Annotated in this window: 17 protein-coding genes; 10 read left to right on the top strand and 7 right to left on the bottom strand. The window is 41.0% G+C overall.

The window, feature by feature from the left end:
- Positions 1–6: 6 nt before the first annotated feature.
- A complete protein-coding gene (locus HWQ39_RS16360; protein WP_292846909.1) occupies positions 7–1,038 on the top strand; it encodes a VOC family protein in 1,032 nt (343 codons plus the stop codon).
- 215 nt (positions 1,039–1,253) lie between these two features.
- On the opposite strand, the gene HWQ39_RS16355 is transcribed toward HWQ39_RS16360, so the two are convergent.
- Together HWQ39_RS16355 and HWQ39_RS16350 are read right to left on the bottom strand one after the other, a co-directional pair.
- A complete protein-coding gene (locus HWQ39_RS16355) occupies positions 1,254–1,505 on the bottom strand; it encodes a hypothetical protein (protein ID WP_292846906.1) in 252 nt (83 codons plus the stop codon).
- 596 nt (positions 1,506–2,101) lie between these two features.
- Entirely contained in the window at positions 2,102–3,937 is a 1,836-nt protein-coding gene (locus tag HWQ39_RS16350; RefSeq protein ID WP_292846903.1) for a ShlB/FhaC/HecB family hemolysin secretion/activation protein, read from the bottom strand.
- Positions 3,938–4,123: 186 nt separating this feature from the next.
- Here HWQ39_RS16350 and HWQ39_RS16345 point away from each other — a divergent pair, with 186 nt between their 5' ends.
- The 3 genes from HWQ39_RS16345 (at position 4,124) to HWQ39_RS16335 (ending at position 10,921) form a co-directional block, all read left to right on the top strand.
- Positions 4,124–9,199: a CHAT domain-containing protein gene (locus HWQ39_RS16345; RefSeq protein WP_292846900.1), complete on the top strand. Its 5,076-nt coding sequence runs from the start codon at positions 4,124–4,126 to the stop codon at positions 9,197–9,199.
- A gap of 217 nt (positions 9,200–9,416) precedes the next feature.
- A complete protein-coding gene (locus HWQ39_RS16340) occupies positions 9,417–9,896 on the top strand; it encodes a YbjN domain-containing protein (RefSeq protein ID WP_292846897.1) in 480 nt (159 codons plus the stop codon).
- 677 nt (positions 9,897–10,573) lie between these two features.
- The gene (locus tag HWQ39_RS16335; protein ID WP_292846894.1) at positions 10,574–10,921 is read left to right on the top strand and encodes a hypothetical protein; all 348 of its coding nucleotides are present in this window, start codon (positions 10,574–10,576) and stop codon (positions 10,919–10,921) included.
- A gap of 58 nt (positions 10,922–10,979) precedes the next feature.
- Here the strand turns inward: HWQ39_RS16335 and HWQ39_RS16330 are convergent, their stop codons facing one another.
- On the bottom strand, positions 10,980–11,981 hold the full coding sequence (locus tag HWQ39_RS16330; protein WP_292846891.1) for a cyanophycin synthetase: 1,002 nt from the start codon (positions 11,979–11,981) through the stop codon (positions 10,980–10,982).
- 625 nt (positions 11,982–12,606) lie between these two features.
- Between HWQ39_RS16330 and HWQ39_RS16325 the strand changes: the two genes are divergently transcribed.
- From HWQ39_RS16325 to HWQ39_RS16315, 3 genes are all read left to right on the top strand, one after another.
- Positions 12,607–12,843 carry a hypothetical protein gene (locus tag HWQ39_RS16325; protein WP_292846888.1) on the top strand — a complete coding sequence of 79 codons (237 nt, stop codon included), beginning with the start codon at positions 12,607–12,609 and terminating at the stop codon, positions 12,841–12,843.
- Between the two features lie 894 nt (positions 12,844–13,737).
- Positions 13,738–17,880 (top strand): PAS domain S-box protein, encoded by a 4,143-nt coding sequence (locus HWQ39_RS16320; RefSeq protein ID WP_292846885.1) that lies wholly within the window; start codon positions 13,738–13,740, stop codon positions 17,878–17,880.
- Positions 17,877–18,845 carry a PleD family two-component system response regulator gene (locus tag HWQ39_RS16315; RefSeq protein WP_292846882.1) on the top strand — a complete coding sequence of 323 codons (969 nt, stop codon included), beginning with the start codon at positions 17,877–17,879 and terminating at the stop codon, positions 18,843–18,845. The genes HWQ39_RS16320 and HWQ39_RS16315 overlap by 4 nt, the downstream gene beginning before the upstream one ends.
- A 224-nt stretch (positions 18,846–19,069) precedes the next feature.
- On the opposite strand, the gene HWQ39_RS16310 is transcribed toward HWQ39_RS16315, so the two are convergent.
- On the bottom strand, positions 19,070–20,206 hold the full coding sequence (locus tag HWQ39_RS16310) for a cob(I)yrinic acid a,c-diamide adenosyltransferase (RefSeq protein ID WP_292846879.1): 1,137 nt from the start codon (positions 20,204–20,206) through the stop codon (positions 19,070–19,072).
- 237 nt (positions 20,207–20,443) lie between these two features.
- Here HWQ39_RS16310 and fraC point away from each other — a divergent pair, with 237 nt between their 5' ends.
- The 3 genes from fraC to HWQ39_RS16295 all read left to right on the top strand — a co-directional run bounded on the left by fraC (position 20,444) and on the right by HWQ39_RS16295 (position 22,960).
- A complete protein-coding gene (fraC, locus tag HWQ39_RS16305) occupies positions 20,444–20,992 on the top strand; it encodes a filament integrity protein FraC (RefSeq protein WP_292846877.1) in 549 nt (182 codons plus the stop codon).
- Between the two features lie 64 nt (positions 20,993–21,056).
- Entirely contained in the window at positions 21,057–22,073 is a 1,017-nt protein-coding gene (gene fraD, locus HWQ39_RS16300) for a septal junction protein FraD (RefSeq protein ID WP_292846874.1), read from the top strand.
- A 107-nt stretch (positions 22,074–22,180) separates the two neighbouring features.
- Positions 22,181–22,960: an ABC transporter permease gene (locus HWQ39_RS16295; RefSeq protein WP_292846871.1), complete on the top strand. Its 780-nt coding sequence runs from the start codon at positions 22,181–22,183 to the stop codon at positions 22,958–22,960.
- Between the two features lie 92 nt (positions 22,961–23,052).
- On the opposite strand, the gene HWQ39_RS16290 is transcribed toward HWQ39_RS16295, so the two are convergent.
- The 3 genes from HWQ39_RS16290 to HWQ39_RS16280 form a co-directional block, all read right to left on the bottom strand.
- The gene (locus HWQ39_RS16290) at positions 23,053–23,448 is read right to left on the bottom strand and encodes a hypothetical protein (protein ID WP_292846869.1); all 396 of its coding nucleotides are present in this window, start codon (positions 23,446–23,448) and stop codon (positions 23,053–23,055) included.
- A gap of 309 nt (positions 23,449–23,757) precedes the next feature.
- Positions 23,758–23,949, bottom strand: coding sequence for a hypothetical protein (locus HWQ39_RS16285; RefSeq protein WP_292846866.1), 192 nt, complete (start codon positions 23,947–23,949; stop codon positions 23,758–23,760).
- A gap of 475 nt (positions 23,950–24,424) precedes the next feature.
- The coding region (locus tag HWQ39_RS16280; protein WP_292846863.1) for a WD40 repeat domain-containing protein at positions 24,425–25,048 on the bottom strand (624 nt) is incomplete at its 5' end.

Raw genomic sequence — 25,048 nt, 5'->3', positions numbered from 1 at the left:
CTCATTATGACTCACGAACAACAAACCACTATTGAAGGTATCTATGAAGTCTGCATCGGCATCCCAGAGCCAATTTCTGCAATTCAGTATTGGGAGCAATTTGGCTATCGCATTGGTAAAGTGGGTGAATTAACCGCAGATGTAGCCCATCAATTATATGGGGTGAATTCGTCTTTACGCTCAATTCGTTTATACCACCAAAATGCAGATCATGGTTTGATTCGGCTGATGGTTTGGCAAAATCCCACCAATGAAGGTTTGGGAACAGCGTCAATGAAAATTAAGGGAAATCGCTGGGCAACAAGCTTAACTGCGGATGTTTTAAGTATCTTAAATCATATAGAAGATGCAAAGGCAGCAGGTTTCCCTATTAGGTACTCTAACCCTTATTGGGAAGTCATCTACAACAAAGAGAGGAAAAGCCGTCCTTTTATTGAACCAGCAGTTGGCGTGCGAGAAATGTTGCTGCTGCAACCTTTAGCTAGACAAGTTTTGTTTCAACGGTTTGGCTATACATTACCGCATTACGGACAAGTTAACCAGAATGCGGCACTCAAAACTAGTCAGTTTACCCACATGGGGATTATTGTTCAAGATGACAGCAAAGAAACCCTGAAGTTTTATGAAGAAGTTTTGGGTTTGCTGCGTGTGCGGGATGGTGTCGAAACTAGCTATGAATCTTCGCCAGCAGGTAAAGATATTTTTGACCTTAATCCTGGTGAAAAGTTTATTGTCACTACCTTTGACGATCCTCGTTCTTCTCAGTCTGACCTCATGGCTACACGTAGCGGTAGACTTTATGTGATCCGATTCCCAGAATCCACTGATTTAGAATCGCGCTTTGAGGCAGCCCAACCAGGTAGCTTGGGTATGTCTTTATATACCTATCGAGTTAAAGGAATACAGGAATATAGCGATCGCATCAAGGCAAGTACTGCACAAAAAGTTACAGACATCATTAGTAATGAATTTGGCGAGACGAGTTTCTCTTTTGTCTCACCAGATGGCTATTTCTGGACTTTGGTAGAAGGTAATTAACTAGGTAAGGAACAATGCATTGAATAAGAATGCAAAACTTCATCCTATTTCTAACTTCCCTCTCCTTTATAAGGAGAGGGATTGAGGGTGAGGTAAGCCAGGAACATAAATTGTATTGTATGTTATTTAATTCTTATTCCTAAAAGCGATGAGGGAGAATCAGAAAATTACCTCTTTATGCCCCTGCCCCCCGCCTCTTTCCAATGCCGATTATTTCAAACTTCTTTATCACTAATAGCCAGTTGCTTTTTACTGTGTTTCAACTGTTTCCAAAGTACCTTAATTTGCTCGTAAGCTTCATCCTGAGACAGTTTTCCCCCTGTTTCTAGGCAGGTGATGTAACTAATTTTTTGGGCAAATTCTTGGAGGTTAGCATTAAACACTAAGTTTTCTGGCTGGAATTTACCATAATACCGACTACGAGGATAGAGAAAGTTGTTTTTGTCTTGCGAGTTAGATTCTGTCATAAGTTTACTCCTGTAATTCTTTGTTAAAGTTATAGACTTAATTTTGATCTGTGTGTAAATACACACCGGAAAATTTAAATTCCAGAAAAAGTGAATATTCTTAGGTTTAAAGATTAAGTTAACGCAGGAGAGAAAGGTAGTTAACTGTGGAAAATACTGAAATCAAAAGCAAAATAGCATTTTTACTAAGTAAAATAGCATTTTGCTTGCGGAAAACACCAATCAATATGGTGAAGAAGGGTGAAGAAGGCTTCATTAGGGGTGTAGGGGCTAAATTATCTAATATTGTGGGGCGGGCAAGATGCCATTGGTGTCAACTTAAGGTGGAAATAGCTTAACTGTTGGCTTCCATGCCCGCCCGAAAATAAATTTTCGGGCTAATAGCTTAAGTATACTGAAGTAGACTGGAAATTTTTGGCGATATTTAGTCATCTTCAGATGACTTTAGCTATTAGACGGGAATTTCAATTCCCGGCTGGCAAGATGCCCAACCCACAAGAGTTAATTATTTTTTTCTTTATCAGTGCCTTAAGAGTTCTCTATTCCCTTTTAGAAGTTGTGAATTTAGCATAATAAGTATAATGCAGCCAAAATTATTAGGGTTGATAGCGAAGACTAAAGTAAAAGCCATCATCTTGAGCATTATTACCACGATCACTAAGATCGATAAATGGAAATCCATAATCGAGACGCATAAAGAGATTATCAATTCCCAATGCCTGATTCCACAAGAATCCTAACCCTGCACCCACTAAAAAAGTTTGATTGGGTAGCTGATTAGGATTATTAGACTGATTCCAGACGGCTCCCATATCTACAAATGGCGCAAGTTGAATTGTGGATAATCCAGATTCATTACGCTGCACTGTAAACCGATCTTCGATCGCTACCCGAAATCCATTATCCCCAGAACGGATATTTTGACGATATCCCCTTACAGATTGTCCGCCGCCAATGACAAATTGCTGGGAAGGTAAAAGACTATCTGGTGTCAGCTGCAAGTCTGCTTGGATGAGCAATAAATGATCGTTGCTAAGTTGCTGCACGCGCTGGGCTTGACCTAGCCAACTAAAAAAGCGACCATCGGGTATGGGGTCATTGTTGATAGTTGCATCTAATATATCAATGCCAAAGTTAAATTGCGATCGCAAAAACCAAGCTCCTTGAGGTTCGCGCTTGATATAATCTTGACCAAATTTAATTACACTGGTGCGGCTCACGCCATTGGCATCAGGCCCAATGCCAAAGGGAGTTGCGAGGTTATCAAACAGGAAAGTTTGACCATCTTGATAGGTAAATTCTAAAGATAAGGCAAATTCTTCTTTAGGCGATCGCATCAATGGTTGACGATAATTGATTTCATAAAGATCCTGGTTTGCCCGAATGCCAAAAGCATTAAAGGGTGGCTCAGTGATTTCGTTACGATTCAATGCTGCTCGAATCTGCACTTTGCCATTCATGGCGTTCACAGGAACCTGATAACTAAAATCAAAGGCATCTGAACCACCAGAGAGTGTATGGTAATATGAGCCTGCTAACTCATCTCCCATACCGGTTAAATTGCGCGATCGCAGTTCAACACCCAATCTTTCCGCTCCAATACTGGGAGGCGAATAATTATCTACACCCAAGCTACCAGTTAAAGGGTTTGCCTCTTCAACTCTGACAATGAGAACACTTTGACCAACTTTACCCGTTGGACGCAGACGCGCTTCCACATTGGTAAATAGGGGATCGAGTCGCAACAATTTTAGTTGTTCTTCGAGCTTACCAGTATTGAGAGGGATACTAGCACCTAATTGGATGCGACTACGAATATAAGATGGGTTTAATCGCCGCGTCCCCTGAATCTCAATCTCAGTCAAACGCCCTTCCAACACCCGAATTACTACAACACCATCTGCGGTACTAGATTGTTTAGTGTCTGGAACTGCTCTGGAATTTATATAACCTTTATTTAGGTAAAGCTGGGTAATAGCATCTGCGGCTTGTCTGATTTCTTCTAAAGTTAAATCCCGTTCTTCAAAGGGTTTGACTACTGGATTAAAGTCATTTTCATTAAAAACTGTGCTACCTACAACCTGGATTTTACGAACCCGAATACGTTGTGGTGTTTCTGGTTGTGGATTCGGTTCGGTTTGATTGGGCTTAGTTGTCGGGGTAGGTTCTGTTTCTTGTACTATTTGTAACTCTGGCTGACTGCTATTTTTAGCCGAGTCTGGTGTAAAAATGTTCGCTGTAGCTTTCAGTTCATTTGCAGTTAAAATCCAGACCGCAGGCAGAATTAGCAAGCAACACTGAAAACTGAAACTGTGCTTACTCCGTTTAGTAGTTGCCAAACTCCGCCAAGTTTCTACCTGATGAGAGAAACAGACAATCTTTTGCTGAGTAATTATTTCAGATTTAATACTAGTTTCTGTTTCTTTGCTCATTTCTCAATGGAGTGTCTTATCTAACGACTGGGCTGATGGGGATACGATAAGTATTTCAATATCATATTTTTGACATTCAGATTTCAGAAGATTTGTAACTAAAACTATAATTAACGGCGATTTATTCTAAGTGATAGTCCCTAGCACTATATTGTGGTAACAGGTAAAAAACTTGGGAATACTTCGATGTCGCCACTGATCTCCATTGTCATCGTCAATTACAACCGCGAGTCTTACCTTCAAGAAGCGATCACTAGCGTCTTAGCGCAGACATGGCAAGACTTTGAGCTATTAATTTGGGATAATGGCTCCACAGATAGATCGGTGGCGATCGCTCATGTCCATACTCAACAAGATGAACGAGTGCGGGTAGTGGAGGCAGAGAATCAAGGAGTTGCTGCGGCTTGTAAGGCAGCAATCGCCCAAACTAAGGGAACTTACATCGGTATATTAGACAGTGATGATATCTTAGCCCCTACCGCCCTTGCCCAGACCGCCACAGTCCTCAACCGCCATCCAGAAGCAGGATTTGTTTACACCGACTATTTAAATATAGATCAAGACGGCAAAGTTATCAGCTACGGTCATCGTTGTAACATTCCTTACTCTCAAGCAGGTCTATTGGTGAACTTCATGACGTTTCACTTCCGCTTGATGCGGCGATCGGTTTATGACCGAGTGGGAGGTGTTAACGAATCATTCTCTTGCTGTGCCTATGATTATGACTTATGTCTGCGACTTTCAGAAGTAGCCCAAGTGCTACGAGTCAAAGAGCCACTTTATTTTTACCGAAATCACCCTCAATGCATCTCTGTTACTAGACAAAAAGAACAAATACTCTGGTCTAAGCGAGCGATCGCACAAGCACTTTGGCGACGCGGATTAGCAGATAAGTTACAAATCGATGTAGAATTACTCACAGGTCGCTTTATATTGCGGCGCAAAAAATCCTTATTGTCTAATATCGCCGCTTCAGTCCTAGTTATTGCCTCGCTGGTAAGTCCCAGATTAGCCCAAGCACAACAAATAGTTCCTGCTAACGATGGGACAAACACAATTGTTACGCCCAACGGCAATCGACTTGATATTACTGGCGGCACAACTTCTAGAGATGGTGCAAATCTGTTCCACAGCTTTCAAAAATTTGGGATTTCACCAGAACAAATCGCCAATTTTCAAGCTAGTCCGACGCTGCAAAATATCCTTGGTCGAATCACAGGCGGGAATGCCTCGGTTATTAATGGCTTAATTCAAGTAACAGGTGGCAATCCTAACCTTTTTTTGATGAATCCAGCCGGATTTATTTTTGGAGCAAACGCCAGTTTAAATGTGCCTAATGCTTTCACGGTGACAACAGCTAACGGCATTGGTTTTGGCAGCAGTTGGTTTAATGCTATCGGTGTTAATGAATACAGTAATTTAGTTGGAAACCCCAACGGATTTGCCTTTAGTACGAACCAGCCAGGAGCGATCGCCAACGCTGGAAATTTGACAGTAGGTGCTGGACAAAACTTGAATTTATTAGGCGGTACTGTAGTCAACACTGGGCAACTTTCAGCACCGGGAGGACAAATTTCTGTCACATCCGTACCAGGGGAAAATTGGGTGCGTCTTAGTCAGCCAGGAAATCTGTTGACTCTAGAAATTCAGCCCCTCGCCTCTAGTAGCAGCCAACCCAATAACTGGACAATTCCCATTGTATCTTTACCGGAATTGCTCACAGTTGGGAACACAGGGTTAACTACTAATCCTGATGGGAGTGTAAAATTAACAGCCTCTAATGTGACAATTCCCACAACTCCAGGGACAACCATTGTTTCTGGAACAGTAGATGTATCGAGTCAAACAGGCGGTAAAGTAACTGCTTTGGGTCAACGAGTCGCGGTGATTGATGCCAACATTAACGCCACTGGAACCAATGGCGGCGGTACTGTGCTAATTGGCGGTGATTTTCAAGGTAAGGGGACTTTACCCAACGCAGATCGGGCTTATGTGGACTCAAAATCCGTCATTAATGCTGATAGCAATTTGAATGGAAACGGCGGACGCATCATTATTTGGGGTAATGACACAACCCAATATTTTGGTAAAATTTCGGCTCGTGGAGGAGCAAATGCCGGGAATGGTGGTTTTGTAGAAGTATCGGGCAAAAATTTCTTAACCTTCAACGGTTTGGTAGATACTTCAGCCGTCAATGGCAACTTTGGTACTTTATTGCTAGACCCCAGCACATTGACAATTATCGATGGTGCAGCAGGGACTTTTGATGCCACAGCAGGCAATATAGCCTTTGGCGATGCAGATATTGGGGCTAATACAGTTTCTTGGGGTGCGATCGCAGCCTCAGGTGCAAATATCAACTTACAAGCCACAGGTAATATTACCATCAACGATATCACCGGAGCTACACCTGGAGTCACGACCGCTGCTGGTGTCGCTACATTAAACTTGGGTACTGGCGGTAGTTTCAGCCTCTCCTCACAAACTGGTTCTGTAAACTTTGTTGACCCTACCAACACCATCCAAACAACGGGAGGAGCCATTAACATTTTTGGAGCTAGTTTATCACTGGGCAATCTCAATACAACTACTAATTTTTCTGGCAATAGTGGCAATGTAAACTTGTCTGCGACTGGCGACATCGTTGCGGGCAACATTATCGCCAGTGGCCAAGGCTACTTGGCAGGTAATATTACAGTCGCAAGCAGCGGTGGTGGGATTACTCTAAATAATCTCGATACTAGCAACACTGAAGGGTTTAATACTATTAATACTGCTGGAACAGTGAGTTTGAGTGCCGCAGGCAATATCCTCACAGGTAGGATTGATTCTTTTTCAAATGATGCTGGTAATTCAGGTAGCGCTGGTAGTGTAGTAGCAACAACCACAAACGGCAATATCACCACTGGGGCAATTAACTCGTCTGTAGTCAAAACAGGAGGTGGCGATTTTACCGGCACGGCTGGCACAGTCACCTTAACTGCTACAAATAATATCACCGTTAATGATGGTATTAATGCCTCAGCCAGTGCGATCGGAGTAGATGGGACTGGAAATGTTACATCTGGCGATGTGACTTTACAGACTACCAATGCTGCCGACAGCAGAATTATTTTTACCAGTATTAATACTCAAGCCACAACAGACTTTGGTGCTGGTAACACTGGTCAAGGTGGCAATGTCCAAGTGCTGACAAATGGACTGGTGCAAGGAATAGGGACAGGTACAACCATCGCTACTGGCGGAATTTTGGATTTTGGAGGAGGAGGAACCACTAGCATTGCGGGAGGCACTATCGCAATTCGACATGATGGTGGTCAAAATAATGTGCCATTTATCGTAGGTGATGCGACGAGTACCAATGGCACAGCCGGAACAATTAATGCGGGAGACACTTCAATCCTCGCTTCTGGCAACTTTCCAGTCTTGCCAAATGGTGGAGATGCGACTGGTACTCCAACCCGAATCACCATTACATCTGTCAACACCCCACCGATATTAACGGCAAACTCATCGCTACCCAATACCCAGACTAATCAAGCAGTGACCTTGACGTTCTCTAGTTTGGCTCCACTCGTTAGCGATACTAATAATGACATCACCTCCATCCAGGTTGATGTAGTGAATACAGGAAATCTGACTGTCAATGGCCTTCCTGTCATCCCTGGTGTAACTACCTTATCTAACGGCGATACTTTAGTCTATACCCCTCCAACTGATGTGAATGGGTCACTAAATGCCTTTGTAATTAGTGCAAATGACCGCGTTTCGTCTTCTGTGCCTGTACAGATAGGAATCAATGTCAGTCAGACTCCTACTCCAATTCCTACTTCAGTTCCTACTCCAACTTTTACCCCAATTCCTACTCCAATTCCTACCCCAACTTTTACCCCGAATCCTCCCCCTTGCTCATTCCAATGTACTCCAGGTAAACCGAATGTTCCTGGCCCCAATAATCCTAAAATTGACAACCCCATTATTAATACCGATCCCACACCCGAAGATAAATTCACAGATGATTTTGGCGACCATTTAGGCATCCCTACTCCTAGAATCAAAACCCTGGATGAGTCAAAAGAAATTGCTCGCAAAATTGAAGAAGCTACTGGCGTTAAACCTGCATTTATCTATATCAGCTTTGTTCCTGTGGAGGTTATACCAGAGGGAAGTTTTGGTAAAGCTCAAAAATCTACTAAACAATTGAATACTCTCGCAGAACAAGATAGCGACCAACTGGAAATAGTCGTAATAACTGGAAAAGGCGATCCTATCCGCAAGCGCATCCCAGAAACTACCAGAGCCAAAGTTCTCCAAGTCGCTCAAGAATTTCGTGATCAAATCGTTAGCCCACAAAATCGTCGCCGCACCGGTTACTTGCGTTCATCCCAACAACTTTATCGCTGGATTATTGCACCACTACAAGCAGATTTACAGGCAAGAGAAATCAATAATCTAGTTTTTCTCCCAGATATTGGCTTACGTTCAACCCCAATGGCAGCGCTTCATGATGGTAAAGAGTTTCTAGTAGAAAAATATAGTATTGGCTTGATGCCGAGTATTAGCTTGACTAACACCCTTTATAAAGACATTAAAAAATCTCAAATTTTAGCGTTGGGAGTTTCTCAGAGTACACAAGGACAAGAGCCTTTACCAGCAGTTCCCTTGGAATTATCAACACTGGTGTCTAAACTCTGGCAGGGCAAATTATTGTTAGACAAGCAAGCCACCTTAGACAATCTCAAAACCATCCGCCGCCAACAACCTTTTGGAATTATTCACATGGCAACCCATGCCGATTTTGCCACTGGTGCTTTGAGTAATTCCTATATTCAACTGTGGGAAGACAAGTTACGCTTGAATCAACTACGACAGTTGCGGCTGAATGAACCCGAAGTTGAAATGCTGGTGTTGAGTGCTTGTAGAACAGCTTTGGGTGATGAAGAATCTGAACTAGGATTTGCGGGTTTAGCAGTGCTGGCAGGTGTGAAAACTAGTGTTGCTAGTCTTTGGTCGGTTAATGATGCTGGGACAGCAGCGCTGATGACGAAATTTTATGAGAACTTAAAGACAGCCCCGATTAAGGCAGAAGCTCTCAGAGAGGCTCAGGTAGCTATGGTCAAAGGGCAGATTTTCGTAAAGGATGGACAAGTGCAAGGTTTGGGAGTCGTTGGAAACTTGCCTTTACCTGCTGACAGCGCTGATGAATCCCTGACGCATCCTTATTACTGGGCTGGATTCACAATGGTTGGTAATCCTTGGTGAAGATGGAGAATAGGGAGTAATCGCTTGCGATCACATCATCCAGCCAGCTGTGATAATTATAAAAAATTAGCGATCGCTTTCTGGTGACATAGCACTTACTCTAGTACAACACGGCATAAATAAACCAACATTTACCATTTGCCGCATTCTTTTTTCAAATTGGTATTATTCAGATATGTGTAGATAAAATAGCGAGTATGTTGAGAAAAAAATCTGTATGACAAGCTACCCAGAAACCCTAACTAATAACGAATCCATTAATGGGCTAATCACTGAGACAACCAGCATTAACCATGTGGAGGTAATTGAAAATGTCATCGACTCTTTGGAACAAGATGATAGTGCGATGGTTAGCCACACTCCAGAAGGTGGTTATCTCTGGAAGTTTAAGTACGGAAGTGTAGAAGTCTTTGTCCAACTCAATGGCACAACCGATGAAGACACCATAACGGTTTGGTCTACAGTGCTAAATCTACCTGCTAAAGATGAACCTAGATTGCTGCGTTATCTTTTAGAGTTGAACTGCTCTAGCACTTTTGAAGCACGTTTCGGTATTATTGAAAATCGCGTAGTTGTAATATCAACACGCACCCTAGCAGAATTAGCTCCTGGTGAAGTATCTCGGCTAATTACAATTGTGGCAACGATCGCTGATAATAACGATGAAGCTTTACAATCTGAATTTGGTACGACTTAAGGAATTTTGGATTTTGGATTTTAGATTTTAGATTTGGCTATTGCTGCTTCGGATGCCGATCTATTTCCTTAAGTATTTGGTGCAGAATCTTTTACCAACGTGCAGATCGTACCAAGTTTCGCTTTAAGTTTACTGATTATACAGCAAAGGCTGTATACGATATTTTGAACTTTAGGTGATTATCTCAAAAACTTTTTCTGTATGCCAATTAAAAAGCGTCTGGGAGTGTTGCCGTGTTTCCACCCCAGACGCTTTTTATTTCTAACTTGCTCCTCACACATCTAAATCGTATCACTGCCTCAATCAAAAGGCGAGTATGGTGAGTGACACTTTCAGAACTGCACCACCAATTTACACCGCTTTTCAAGTTATATCTTAGGAGTACTTTGTTCGCATTAGCATCTTGCAGACAAGATAGGGATTTACGCAAAATATTAAATAATTATTAAAAATATATACATTCACTAAATTAATGCCTGAAACTCTTTAATAATCAATCAAACTCCTAAATAAATATTAGCACTCAACGCTTGCCAGTGCTAATTTATGACTGAGGTTTAATGTCGATGATCTAAACCAAATCTAAACTTTTTCTAGATGCTTTAGTTCCTTTCCAGAGGTGATTTTAGAAAAAACTAAATCTTCCCTACAAATAGTCTAAAACTGGGAGTACTAGCATGAAATACACTTTTGATATTGTAGGAGTCTCACCACTTTTGCAGTTTTTTAATCACCAACAGCAAAGTGGACAAAAATTATACCACCAAGGTGTGGAATATTTGGGAATGCCTACATGTACACTAGATACATTTCTAGAATCAGTAGAATCAGTTCCAGCAAAATGGGGTTGGAATCTAGATCAAGTAGTAGATACCGTAATTCAGTTTTGGTTGAACAACTCAGACAGTATTCGTTATTGGAAAGTACGTTTAAGTGATGCTGGTAAGGATAATCTACTAGTTACAAGATTAGCAGATATAACTGCCTTACAAGCTGAGTTTGAATCCTTACTAGATAAGGAATGATAAAGAGATAGCTAAAGCGGAGTAACTCTTACTCCGCCTCTAATCAAAATCAATGCTTTTATCTATTATTTTCGTTCTCAAGTACTTTGAGAACTTTAAGATATAAATTTTCTACTCTTTTCGTCTGAACTTCACCAAATGAAGCGTAGTGAGTTAAGCTAGGAGCGCCATTTACTTCAATGAGCGTGTAATCTAGCATTGGTGACGTTAGATCGTTAGTCAGAATATCCACGCCTGCTAATCTCAATTCCATATCTTTTGTAATATTTACTGCTAATTTTTGAAAATCAGGATGTATGTTTTCAGTGAAATCTACTGCTTCACCTCCAGTTGATAAATTTGCATTGTCTAAAAGATAGACTATATTGTTCTTGGGTATAACAGTATTAAACTTTAATTTCCGTCTTCGCAAGTTTGTTTTGATTCTATAATCTTCAAAATCTATAATTTCTTTTCTACCATTCTTGATAAAACTTTCCTGTTTTTGTTGCATAAGTTCCAAAACATTAGATTTACCATCTCCTATGATAAATAAAGGAATTCTTTGATATGCTGAAACTACTTCATCATCAAGTACTACAATTCTATAATCATTACCACTATAGAATCGCTCAACAATAAATCCTGAAGTTTTTCGCAATATTTTCTTGGCTGCTTGATAGTATTCTTGCTTGCCATGAACCTTTGTCACAAACGTTCCTTCACTGAGATTAATCGGCTTGACAATTACAGGAAATCCTAACTCTTGAGCATAATAAAATCCGGCATCTATATTCTTGAGATCGCCTATTTCTTCACATAATTCTTCACCAAAAAATGTTTTTCCTTCAGTAACTTTATAACCAAATTTATTTAAAAAAAAGTTTGAAGCCCCTTTGTCTTTAGCTATTGTTACAGAAGCAAAAGAATTAATGCTAAACTTGCTATTACGAAAAAAAGTTTTATTGCCATTTTTAAACGTAATCATTCCTAAAACTGTACATTTTGGGTCTACCAAAAGTACTGCTTCCATTTCCTCTGCTAGTTTTTGAATTATTGAGGTTACAAACGGTGTTTTCATTATCAAAGCTATATTTTCGCCGGAAGAATCTTACCTATTTTATGGCAGTTAGTCAAGATGTTTTAAATTAAATAATTGCAACACATATTTTTCCTATACATATAATAAAACTTTTAGGAAAAGTTCATTTTTTTTATATCTAAATAAACTATGAAAATTTAAATATTCTAAACTAATTATAAAAAACGTAAATGCCCGCAATATAGCTTGACTATAGCTATCGCACTATAAAAAAATTAAGAGGTTGTCTGCACCTATTAATTCTACGCATGTTATTGTTCTTTTTTCAGTGAGTTTCTAATAGTACTTTTTCAGACATTGATGTTCGCTTTACCACTGATGCGGATTTTACTTATGTGTAGGCATACAAATTATGCAAACCCAATAATTGCTAAACTATTTGCTTGAGCCTTGTTGTCTGCTGGAAACAATTGCAGATTAAGGATTTGAGATTCATAACCATCTGAAAATTTCGACTAAGTTGGTCTAAAAGATAGCGCTAAGTGTTGACAATTTATTAATAATCGAATAACAAGGTGGCAGCAGCATAAAAAAAAGCGTTAGTGCATTCCTACCTAGAAACTAATTAACGCTCTTCATTAAACTTCATACGGGTAACATAATTATGCCAGAAAATACGGATAACAAAGCTTCTAAATCAGACAATCAGACTATTGCTTATAAAGAACGCCTCAATTCTTGGGCGATCGCTCGTCTAGTTCCTAATACACAACAGGAAATTGTTGCTCGCTTCCGCACCCGTTCTGATGCTGATGGCTATATGCGACACCTTCCTCAGGAAATACCAAATGCTTCCTATATGGTTGTTTTTGATTGTCAACGCCAAGAAGCTGTAATTTAAAATACAAGTACAGAAATAGACCTATCTTAAAAAATAGGTAACAGCTTACAGGTGACAATAACCCAATACGCTTGGGTTTACGCTAAAAACTAAAACTGCCGTAAGAATTCAGCACCCAGGAGTCAGGAGTCAGAATTTATAAGAACTACAGAATAATTAGCATATTTATTCATCAAATGTTGTTCTTATTCTTTAACTATTCTGACTCCTGAATTTTGTTCGATCAAATACTAGTCCTATATAAATCAATATGATTCATTTAAGGGCTACTGGCAACAATTTTGGGTTGTAGAGACGGCGATTTATCGCCGTCTCTACAAGTGTCTTGGGCTTATCGGAACTGTATTGCTATATAACTATAAATTATTAAGTTTTTTTGCCAAGATTATATACAAATGTTTTTATTAAAAATAAATTTCGTAATCTTACCCTTGACATTGATATTTTAGATTATTTAGAAATAAAAGTTAGTGTATTCAGGAGAAAGCAGTAACTCACGTTTAAAAGCGTGGGATTGAAGCAAGACGGGAAGCTTTGTATCAAGACGCATAGCGCGGGATACAATTCTTCTTTTTAAACTGGGTAATAGTCCAGAAATCATTTATAGTTCTTTACTCCTGCAATAGCTGCCTGATGCTCTCTAAGAGATGCTGCGCTGTCTACCTCCTGACTTGAAAGTGTTGTTAGCGGATAGCTAAGGTTTAGCCCGTGCTGAGTGCTGAGTGAGTAGTTACTATTCTCCCCAGTCCCCAGTACCTAATCCCCAGTCCCCAGTGATTCTTTCATTCAAGGCTTTTGAAACTTGTTTCATCGGGACTGCCTTCTCTAATAAGCCCTAAAGTGCTGGAGGGTTAATAAATGGTCAAACAGCACTGATATGACTGGTTTAAAGCTGTGAAATTTTTTCGCAAACAAGAATTACTAGCGCTGTTGCTGGGGATTGTCTACTCAATCTCTGTAGTCCTACTCTGGCAGAGACTTTTAATCCAAACTCCGGGGTTATTCGCACAAGTAGTATTGATTTTAGGGTTATTTCTTGTTATCACCCTGATATTATCAATCTATTTCACCTTGATGATGAAAGTAAGTAACCAACAGATAAAAGCAATAAATCAGGAATTAACTGATCGGATTTTTGAACAGGAACAGACAGAAGTTGCCCTCCGCACCAGTGAAAATCGTTTGCGACAGCTGTTGGAAACTGTCAAAGTCATCCCTTGGGAATTAGACTTAAAAACTTGGCGATTTACTTACGTTGGGCCGCAAGCGGTAGACTTGCTAAATTATGCGATCGCAGAATGGTACGAGGAAAATTTTTGGGTTAATCATCTGCATCCACATGACAAGCAAAAGTCTGTTTATTTTCGCCAAGAAGCAACTGCTAAGTGTGAAAATCACGAATTAGAATATCGAATGTTAGCAGCCGACGGGCGAGTTATTTGGCTACGAGACATTGTTAGTGTAGTTGAAGAAGCAGGAACTCCTACGATGCTGAGGGGGTTTATGTTTGACATTACTGATTTAAAGATGGTTGAAGAAACCTTGAGACTGAGGGAGAGGGCGCTTGCTGCTACCAGTAATGGAATTATTATTGCCGATGCTAGACTCGCTTACAATCCGGTTATTTACGTCAACCACGCCTTTGAGCAAATAACAGGCTACAGTGCTACTGAGGTGATTGGGCAAAACTGTCGATTTTTGCAACGCACAGATACCCAGCAACCAGCACTCAATGAATTGCGCTCATCTCTTCAAGCTGGAACAAGTTGTAAAGTGGTTCTCCGCAACTATCGCAAAGATGGTACTTTGTTCTGGAATCAATTGAGTATTTCTCCGATCTATGACGAAAATGGCGAGTTAAGCCACTTTATTGGGATTCAGACAGATATTAGCGATGTCTACGATGAGCTGCGCTTACGCAAGCTTGCCGAAGCGAGTCTACATCGGCAAGCCCTTACTTTTGAAAACATGCATGATAGTGTAATTATCACAGATTTAATCGGCAATATTATTGACTGGAATCCTGCGGCTGAAACCATGTATGGCTATAGCAAAGCAGAGGTTTTAGCTAAAACTCCCAGTATTTTGCAACAGCCGGAAGTAGCCCCAACATTAAGCAGCAAAATTCTCGAAACAATCAACCAGCAGGGATGCTGGTCAGGGGAAATACACTTTATTCGTAAAGATGGTAGCGAGGGAATTTCTGAAACAACCGTAGTCTCCTTACAGGATGAACAGGGAGAAACGATCGCCACTGTTAGCATTAATCACGATATTACCGAAAACAAACGGGCTAAAGAGGCGCTGCAAAGGCAATTGCATCGCACTCTACTACTTGAACAAATTACTCAGGAAATTCGTCAAAGTCTCGATACCAGCAAAATCTTTGAGACGGCTGCTACCCAAATTGGACAAGCCTTTAAAGTTGATTGCTGTCTAATCCATTCCTACGTTAGTCATCCCACACCCCAAATTCCTCTAGTAGCAGAGTATAATATTTTCCCCGATCGCTGCACTATGTTGAGATCGGAAGTTCCCCTGACTGATAATCCTTATGCAGAGCAGATGATGGCACAAGAAAGTGCGATCGCTTCTTTTGATGTGTACGTCGATCCTTTACTGCAAGGGGCTGAAGCGATCTGCCGAAAAATGGGGCTGAAGTCTATGCTGTCAATCCGTACATCCTATCAAGGAGAACCCAATGGTGCGATAATCTTACACCAATGCAGCTATTTTCGACAATGGACACAAGACGAAATCGAATTACTAGAAGCAGTGGCGGCTCAATTAGGTATTGCTCTAGCACAAGCTCACTTACTGGAACAAGAAACGCGCCGACGGGAAGAACTTACCTTGAAAAACTTTGCTTTGGAGCAAGCAAAACGTCACGCAGAAGCCGCAAATCGCGCAAAAAGTGAGTTTTTGGCGATGATGAGCCACGAAATTCGGACTCCAATGAATGCTGTTATTGCCATGACAGGTTTACTGTTGGATACTGACCTCACGCCTCAACAGCAAGACTTTGTGGAAACAGTTCGCAGTAGCGGAGATGCTTTACTCACCATCATCAACGACATTTTAGATTTCTCCAAAATTGAGTCGGGCAAACTGGAATTGGAAGAACAGCCTTTTGATTTAAGGGCTTGTGTGGAGCAGGCTATTTCACTTGTGGCTCCAAAAGCTGCCCAAAAGGATATCGAATTAGTTTACCTGATCCAGCCCCAAGTTCCTACTCAGATCGTCGGCGATTTAACACGTCTGCGCCAAGTCTTGATGAATCTCCTTAACAATGCCATTAAATTTACTGAAAAAGGAGAAGTGGTACTCTCTGTTGAATTGGGGACTGGGGATCGGGGATTGAGGATAAGGGGTAATGAGGAGGATCAAGAAACTTCTTCCCAGTCCCCAGTCCCCAGTACCCAGTACCCAGTCCAAATTCAATTTGCTATCAAAGATACAGGTATTGGCATCGCACCAGATAAAATAGAACGATTATTTCAACCCTTCACTCAGGCTGATGTCTCTATGACTAGACGATATGGCGGCACAGGGCTAGGACTGGTAATCAGCAAGCGGCTTAGTAAGATGATGGGTGGCACTCTTTGGGTAGAAAGCCAGGGATTTGTCGGTGGCAATCCTAGCCGTAGATGGAAAAATGGAAAATTCTTATCATCTCCTGATTCTTCCCAAGGTTCAACATTTTACTTCACTATTAGAACCAAAATAGCTGCTCAGTCAGAACAACCGGAATTAAGCACTTCGACAGTGCAGCTGGCGTCCAAGCGAATCTTGATTGTAGATGACAATCTGACCAACCGCCAAATTCTTAGCTTGCAAGCAGAGTCTTGGAAGATGGAAACTTATGCTGCCAAATCTGCGAAAGAAGCTTTAGCTGAACTTGCTCAGGGAACACAGTTTGATATTGCCATTTTAGATATGCAGATGCCAGAAATGGATGGCATATCCCTAGCTCGTCAAATCCGTAAGCAATTTAGTTATCAAAATCTGCCTTTAGTGATTATGACTTCTTTGGGTAAAGTAGAAACTTCTTCTGACTTTAATGATGTTCAGTTTGCTGCCTCTTTGAGTAAACCCATAAAACAGTCTCAACTCTACGATGTTATTACCCGTATTTTGGGAAATCAGCCGATCCCAGCCAGTGTTTCTGATTTTCCCTTGGTTGATCGGCATTTAGCCCATCGACTGCCACTGCGGATTCTTTTGGCAGAGGATACGGTTGTCAATCAGAAAGTTGCCCTATTGATGCTACAAAAAATAGGTTATGGGGCAGATGTCGTCACTAATGGGCTAGAAGCGATCGCAGCTTTGCAAAAACAGCCTTATGACGTAGTGTTGCTGGATGTCAATATGCCAGAAATGGATGGGTTAGAAACAACTCGGAGAATCTGTCAAGAATGGGGAGTGGGTTTTCGTCCTTATATCATTGCCATAACTGCTAATGCAATGCGGGGCGATCGCCAAGTTTGTCTTGCTGCTGGTATGGATGACTACATTAGCAAACCGATTCAGCTTCCAGAGTTAGCTCAGGCTCTCAGCAAATGTCAACCTCAAAGAAGTTCTGAATTGACTTCCATAGTCAAACAAGGGAAAGTGATGTACCCAGAATTGCAACCTTCGCCAAATATTCTACAGTCAGGGCAAAACCAGAGATTAAAAAGCGCCAATAATATTGATGCCAAAATCCTCCAATCCTTGCGGAATATGGTCAGAGGAGATCGTCTAGTATTTGCTCAACTAATTGAGTGTTATCTTACAGAAACACCGAGACTAGTAGAAGATATAAACACAGCCATTATAAATCAGGATACCGAAACCCTATGGAAGACAGCCCACAAACTCAAGTCCAGCAGTGCTTCTGTTGGAGCGATCGCCTTGGCGCAGCTTTGCAAGGTGTTAGAAGCACAGGGGCGCAACAGTAAATTAGAAAACATCCTAGAATTATTTTCACAACTATATCAGGAATATGAACAAGTTAAAACTGCCTTGGAAAAAGAACTCACGAAGGAAGTACCATGAAAGCCACTGCTCAAGAAAGCCAATCTTTAGTTCTAATTGTTGATGATGAACCATTTATTCGCCTGATACTGCGGCATTTCTTGGAGCGGGAAGGCTATCAAATAGCGGAAGCTCAAAATGGTATGGAGGGTTTAACTGTTTTTAAGCAACTGCACCCTGACATAGTACTCCTTGATGCCATAATGCCGGATCTGGATGGATTCGAGTGTTGCACTCAGTTACAACTTCTGGATTATAACAAGCACACTCCAGTTTTAATGATTACAGGACTGGAGGATCAAGAGTCAGTTGACCGTGCATTTGCAGTGGGAGCAATTGATTATGTTACCAAACCGATTCATTGGCCAGTTTTGCGACAACGGGTAAAACGCTTGATTGAGCAATCTCAGTTACGGCAAAAACTGGAAGCCGTGAATATGGAATTGCAGAGATTAGTTACCATCGATGGATTAACTCAAGTAGCTAATCGCCGACGGTTTGAAGAGTATCTTAACCAAGAATGGCAGCGCCTAAAACGCGAACAACATCCGCTTTCCTTGATTCTTTGCGATGTTGATTTCTTCAAATTATATAATGATACTTATGGTCATCGGATAGGCGATCGCTGTCTTCAAGAAATCGCTCAAGCCATCAAAGATATTATTAAACGCCCAGGAGATTTAGTTGCCCGTTATGGCGGGGAAGAATTTGCTGTGATTTTACCCAACACAGACACCGAGGGGGCGACTTATGTTGCCGACAAAATTTGTCATGCTGTCCGAACACTAGCAATTCCTCATCAAAATTCCCAAGTTAGTCCTCATGTAACCATTAGCGTCGGGTTTACGACGGAAATTCCTCAGGCCGATTCTGACTTAGAAGAAATGATTGCCGCAGCGGATCGGGCGTTGTATAAAGCAAAGGCAGCAGGACGCGATCGCTTTGTGCAAAATATTTTACTACCCAAAAGTAAAAATTCATGCTAGTACAGCACGGCGGAAGTAAACCACCCATTTCAAATTTATGAAACGCTTACGCTGTATTGATTTTCAATTTTTAATTTTTAATTCCGCCTTACGGTACTAGTGCGCCAGCAAAATTTTAGATTTTGGATTATGCAAGAGGGACTGGTAATCGCATTTAGCCTTTCACCTGTCTCTATCATTAGTATCAAAAGTCCATAGTTAATGACTAATGACTAATGACTATTTTAAAAATCTACGCCTCGTTTAAGTTCTACACCTTGATTAGCATAGTGTTTGTGGCAATAAACCTCTGAGTGAACGCTAGCCAAATCGAAGTATGCCGGTGGATTTTGACAGCGGCCAGTGATAATGATTTCGGTGTCGCGGGGTTTGCGGAGTAAAGCTTGCACAATGGGTTCAACGGGGAGTAATTCTAAGTCAACGGTGGGATTGAGTTCATCAAGAATAATAGTTTTATAGAGTCCAGAGGCGATCGCAACTTTCGCAATTTCCCAACCCCGTTCGGCTTCTACATAATCTAATTCTTGCCGGGAATTTCGCCAGACGATGGCATCTCCACCGCAGCGCTGATGATCCACCACTTCTGGATATGACTGCTGCAAAGCGGCGATCGCAGCATCTTCGGTGTAGCCACTACCACCTTTAAGCCACTGCATAATCAATACACGGGTAGACCCTGGATGATTAATTCCCCTACCAATGGCCTGCAAGGCTTTGCCCAAAGCACTAGTAGACTTACCTTTACCAGCACCAGTATAAATTTCAATCCCTTCAAGTAAGAGGGCTTTGGCTGTTGGGTGGTGATGAGGTTTCATTTCTGAGTGCAAATCTGCAATATCAAGCAACTTTTGCGGTGCAGCGCGTCCAGTGGCGATGATTTCTAACTCTTGGGGTTTGGATTTTAATGTCCGTACCACTTCATCTACTGGTAGCAAACCTAAATCCAAAACTGGATTAATTTCATCCAAGACGACAACTGAATATAGGCCGCTAGCGATCGCACCTTTGGCTACATCCCAACCCCGCGTCGCCTCATCTCGATCAAAGATGGTAATTTCATCATGCCCAAAAAATTCGGCTCTCCCGGTGCGAACCTGGTCAATTAAATGGGGAAATCCGCGTTGCAAAGCTGCGATCGCGCCATCTTCGTCATAATCACGTTCTGGCCCTTTTAAAAACCGCAACAGCAAAACGCGGTTAGAATTGCTAGGCGTATTTATCCCCAAGCCAATGGAGCGCAAAACCACCCCTAAAGCCGCTTGGGACTTACCCTTACCCACGCCATCATAGACGTGAATTTGACCAACGAGCCGTTCCTGACGCACTTGCGCCGTGCGAATACCAATACCGTTCCTTGTCATTTCTCAAAAAGCTATAACGTGGCAATCTTTAATCTTACCTAACGTCTTGTCTTCTCAGGTAGATAAACTGCCGCTCTCAGGAGTCCGTACAATGGCTAAATTAATGTATTAAAAATATTAATAATGGAATACTCGCACACCAGCATAGTAAAGGACAAAAACAATGAGATAATTTCCCCCATTACCCTCACTATCCCAGTTATACTCTCTACAGTTAACCCTTACCCTTGACGATTCATGCCTGAAGATTGGATGCTTCCGAGGATTTTTCCCATTGGTGGAATCTTGTTTGACCTTTTATTTGTAATGATTGCCATCCCCATCGAAGCTTATGTTTTGCACTCTCGACTCAAATTTGACAAAAAAACCAGTACTTTTTATGCCATTTCTATTAATCTATTTTCTAGTGTAATTGGTTGGATCATATTTTTTGTATCGGAACCACTGTTACCGATACAGGTGAAATCAGAATTAATTAACTATATGCTTTTTAATAGTTTTAAATTGCCAAGTACCCAAACTTTAATTATATTAACTGCTTGTATAATTTTCTTCGCTACTTTTTTGATGAAATTTTTCATTTTAAGAGTTTTACTATTCTCATTACATGAACCAGTTGTTAAAAAAGAAGCTAAAGAAGAAGAAAATAAAATATCTCAGAGGCAGCAAAGGCTTCGTCTAAGCAGCGTTAACTTTCAAAATACTAATTTAGTTACTACTATATTAATAGCCAATTCTCTGAGCTATACTGCTATAACCATTATCTTATTATTTCGTTCAAAATAGCAAGAATTTACTTGTTTAATCCAGAGGAAGATTAGTGATTAATTAATCAGGTGTAAAGAGGAATATGAATACGCTACTTAAAGATGTATTTGGGGTTTTTAAATTTGCGGAAGGGCTTTATGCGGGAATTAGAAAAATATTAGTTCCACCGAAAGCCTATTCTTGGCAGACATTTATTTATCTGAGTGTTTTTTCTTGGGGAATCTCATATTTTGCCACAGGTTATATTAAAGATATCATTGCTTTTTTTGGTTGGTTATTTTTAATTGCTGGCACAGCTTGGTATACAACTGAAGATCCTTTAAGGGTTCCTGGTACTTTTATGCCAGTTGGTGCAGTCATCACTGGATTCTTAGTAAGTGTTTTTGCCTTTGGAAATCAACAGGATGTGATTACAGCAAGAACAATCGTTTTTTGGCCGACACTTTCAGCACTAATTACGGCAATACCAGAATTTATCGAAGGAAATGACACCGACGCAAAAGCTCGAATTCCTAAACCACAAGACCGCCAAAGAATCATAATTTTAGTTGCTAGTAGTATGCTGCTAAGTTGCTGGATTCAGTTTTATTTTGTGATGGATAATTGGTTACAACAATATCCTAGTTTGCAGGCAGATACATTTAAACGTAGTACCTTTGTTGTCAGAACAGAAGAACCAGTAAAAATCCCACGAAACGGCGCTATAATTCTAGAGAAACTTCAACCGATAGTAGAAGAAGAAATAGCTAAAAGACCTTGGTCAGAAGTAGAGAAATGGTTGATTCCCCAGAAAGATCGGGAACATCGCGTAGTCACTCTAGGTAGGGAAGTAATTCAAAAAAACCTGGGTAAATATGAAGAAAGGAAAGTATGGCGTATTGAACCGCGTGTAGATAATAATAAGTCTGGATATATATTAGATTTACTAAGTATTTGGATAGGCCCAAGTTCTAACCCACGAGGCTATTACTTGAAAAAATCTTGTCGGATTAAACAACTTCCAGCAACCAGCGATTCCGGCAATAAGATTACAGTTGCAGACATTGAATGCGATGTCGCCAGTAAATTGATTCCTGGTTCACCACTTCCACAGCTGTGAGGAGTGGGGCAGAGGGGCAGGGAGCAGGGAGCAAGGGGGACAATAGAATTATCTCTTTCCCTTCCGCTACCTCTTGCCAATAACAAATGACAAATGACAAATGACAAATGGCTATTAACAGAATTTTTGTGTTGGCAAAGAATGTTTTTCAGGAAGTGGTACGCGATCGCGTACTATATATTATTGGTTTTTATGCGCTAATACTCGCCATTGCCTTCCGCGCCCTTCCTGAATTTGCAGCTACGACTGAAGGTAAAATGTTTTTAGACTTTGGGATGGCAGCGATGAATGCCATCGGGCTAATTATTACGATATTTATTGGTACGGGATTAGTTAATAAAGAAATTGAAAAGCGCACTATCTTGGTGTTGATTGCTAAACCTGTCAGTCGCAGCGAAATCATCGTTGGCAAATACTTGGGTTTATCCGCAGTACTAGCCTTACTGATCGCTATAATGACAGTAATTTATCTGGGATTTCTGCAATTTGGCAATATTCCTCATCCAACGGCGAGTATTTTCATTGCAGCAATTTTCTTATTTTTGCAGTTGTCATTAATCACTGCTGTGGCTATTACCTTCGGTGTTTTTACTGCTTCTCTGCTAGCGACTATCTTAACCTTTGCAATATATTTAATCGGCAATGTTACCCAAGATTTAGTACAACTTGGTCGTCTAAGCCGCAACCCTGGCATAGAACGTCTAACTCAAGGTTTATTTCTCATCTTGCCAGATTTATCTCGATTAGATTTGAAAAATGATGCCGTTTATGGTTTGCAAGCACTACCTGATACGACTACATTGATTTTGAATGCTGGCTATGGCTTACTTTATAGTGCCATGTTGTTAGCGATCGCTATTTTTATTTTCTCACAACGCGAATTTTAGTCATCGGGCATTGAGGCAAGCAGGGGAGAAAGAATTACTGGTTAACAACTTTTTTTCCTTCCCTGCTGATCCGAACTGTATTGCTTACACATCTACAAGGGTTGAGTGCCTTGCATAGATGCTTTTTGTGCAATAGTTTTTAAGCGAGTCGCTCTGCTTTTACGGATACGTTCACTTTTGCGAACTCCACCAGCCATCTCATATTCCCGGCTATCTTTGCCGTATTTAAAACCGATTCCCATGAGCATTTTTTCGGAGAAAGTACCCAAGGTTTGTTCTAATTCTTCAATTTCTACTTTGGAAGAGTCAATCGTGCTGAGAGCAGTATTATGAGCTTCTAACTTGCTGCGTAATTGCTCAATTACTTCTGTCAGGACTTTTAAATTACAAGTATTTCCAAGATCCAGATTGGCATCAATTGCTTTGAGTCCAGCAAATCTTAACTCAGCATTTTCTAGAACGCGGGATGTACGTTTTCTCAAAGACATAAATTTAGTTACTCGTAACATTTATATAGTTACTATGTCCTACCGAAAATACATTCTGGTTCAGCAAAATCCACAAAAACAATTATACTTTTTATGAGATAACTACTGGTAAATTCTCTTAATTTATCTAAAGCGTCGATCAAATCTTAATTACAGCTTGAGCATTTATAGCAGGAGGCAGAAGGCAGAAGGCAGGATAGCGCAGCGTAAAGCCTTCGGCATGGCTTCGCTTAGAGCGAGTCCACGAGCGTCGGCAGGAGGTAAAACATTACTATTCCTAACATCCACGCTTTCAGGATGTCCTAACCTTTAATTCGCTTGCTTTATAACCACAGAAGAAGCTGTGTTAACTATAGCTTGAGCATTTATAACCACAGAAGAAGCTGTGTTAACTATAGCTTGAGCATTCATAACCACAGAAGAAGCTGTGTTAACTACAGCTTGAGCATTCATAACTACAGAAGAAATTGTGTTAACTATAGCTTCAAGTTTACTTATCATATAATGAACGTCTGTAACTACAGCTTCACCATTAATAAGTACTGTTTAAGTTGTATTAACTATGGCTTAAGCATTACTTATAACGATTCCCGCATAGGTAATATCAAGTTTGGATAATATGAATTAGGCGTAGGTCAATACTTGTCGGCTAAGGGGAAAAGGCAAAGGGGAATCTGTACAAACACCAAAATCGTTGGAGATCCCCCTAAATCCCCCTTAAAAAGGGGGACTTTAAGAGACTTTTGCCCCCCTTTTTAAGGGGGGTTGGGGGGATCTCCGAAAGCCAAATATACTAACCGAACCGTGTTGAACCAACTCCTCCTTTCCACATCCCGTGAAAAGTCAGCTTTATTTAGGCGCAGATTTGCCGTGTTTTTGGGGTTAGCGGAGAGGATGAGAATTTTTTTCATGGTTTTATTTGATATGGTTTTTTAATACGAATAAGACTTACGTAAGTTGCTTCTGCGTAGCGGTATTACGAATTACCAACACCATCACACAGGTGCTTGTCACTCTCATTATCAGGGGGATTAACTTTATAATACTCGCGCATAAAACTGCACCCTTGCTGGAGTAAATAATCAAAATCCAGCCTCCACAGTTTCACCGTGTTGTCAGCACTGGCAGAAGCTAGCATCTTGCCATTGGGACTGAAGCTGATGCCATTAACCGGGTCTGTATGCCCAATAAGGGTTTTGATTTCTTTGCCTGTGCTGGTATCCCACAGTTTCACCGTGCTGTCACCACTGGCAGAAGCTAGCATCTTGCCATCGGGACTGAAGCTGATTCCCAAAATCCCGCTTGTATGCCCAGTAAGGGTTTTGATTTCTTTGCCTGTGCTGGTATCCCACAGTTTCACCGTGCTGTCAGCACTGGCAGAAGCTAGCATCTTGCCATCGGGACTGAAGCTGATGCCATAAACCGAGTTTGTATGCCCAGTTAGGGTTTTGATTTCTTTGCCAGTGGTGCTATCCCACAGTTTCACCGTGTTATCAGCACTGGCAGAAGCTAGCATCTTGCCATCGGGACTGAAGCTGATGCCATAAACCGAGTTTGTATGCCCAGTTAGGGTTTTGATTTCTTTGCCAGTGGTGCTATC

The sequence above is a fragment of the Nostoc sp. NMS8 genome, from assembly GCF_017115045.1.
Classification (GTDB): domain Bacteria; phylum Cyanobacteriota; class Cyanobacteriia; order Cyanobacteriales; family Nostocaceae; genus Nostoc.
This window is presented reverse-complemented; position numbering and strand designations above follow the sequence as displayed.

What these genes read in the sequence shown, in the direction of transcription:
- HWQ39_RS16340 (WP_292846897.1), top strand. Translation starts at nt 9,417, where the DNA reads ATGACAAGCTACCCAGAAACCCTAACTAATAACGAATCCATTAATGGG.
- HWQ39_RS16315 (WP_292846882.1), top strand. Translation starts at nt 17,877, where the DNA reads ATGAAAGCCACTGCTCAAGAAAGCCAATCTTTAGTTCTAATTGTTGAT.
- HWQ39_RS16355 (WP_292846906.1), bottom strand. Translation starts at nt 1,505, where the DNA reads ATGACAGAATCTAACTCGCAAGACAAAAACAACTTTCTCTATCCTCGT.
- HWQ39_RS16345 (WP_292846900.1), top strand. Translation starts at nt 4,124, where the DNA reads ATGTCGCCACTGATCTCCATTGTCATCGTCAATTACAACCGCGAGTCT.
- HWQ39_RS16325 (WP_292846888.1), top strand. Translation starts at nt 12,607, where the DNA reads ATGCCAGAAAATACGGATAACAAAGCTTCTAAATCAGACAATCAGACT.
- HWQ39_RS16335 (WP_292846894.1), top strand. Translation starts at nt 10,574, where the DNA reads ATGAAATACACTTTTGATATTGTAGGAGTCTCACCACTTTTGCAGTTT.
- HWQ39_RS16310 (WP_292846879.1), bottom strand. Translation starts at nt 20,206, where the DNA reads ATGACAAGGAACGGTATTGGTATTCGCACGGCGCAAGTGCGTCAGGAA.
- HWQ39_RS16350 (WP_292846903.1), bottom strand. Translation starts at nt 3,937, where the DNA reads ATGAGCAAAGAAACAGAAACTAGTATTAAATCTGAAATAATTACTCAG.
- HWQ39_RS16330 (WP_292846891.1), bottom strand. Translation starts at nt 11,981, where the DNA reads ATGAAAACACCGTTTGTAACCTCAATAATTCAAAAACTAGCAGAGGAA.
- fraD (WP_292846874.1), top strand. Translation starts at nt 21,057, where the DNA reads ATGAATACGCTACTTAAAGATGTATTTGGGGTTTTTAAATTTGCGGAA.
- fraC (WP_292846877.1), top strand. Translation starts at nt 20,444, where the DNA reads ATGCCTGAAGATTGGATGCTTCCGAGGATTTTTCCCATTGGTGGAATC.
- HWQ39_RS16295 (WP_292846871.1), top strand. Translation starts at nt 22,181, where the DNA reads ATGGCTATTAACAGAATTTTTGTGTTGGCAAAGAATGTTTTTCAGGAA.
- HWQ39_RS16290 (WP_292846869.1), bottom strand. Translation starts at nt 23,448, where the DNA reads ATGTCTTTGAGAAAACGTACATCCCGCGTTCTAGAAAATGCTGAGTTA.
- HWQ39_RS16360 (WP_292846909.1), top strand. Translation starts at nt 7, where the DNA reads ATGACTCACGAACAACAAACCACTATTGAAGGTATCTATGAAGTCTGC.
- HWQ39_RS16285 (WP_292846866.1), bottom strand. Translation starts at nt 23,949, where the DNA reads ATGATAAGTAAACTTGAAGCTATAGTTAACACAATTTCTTCTGTAGTT.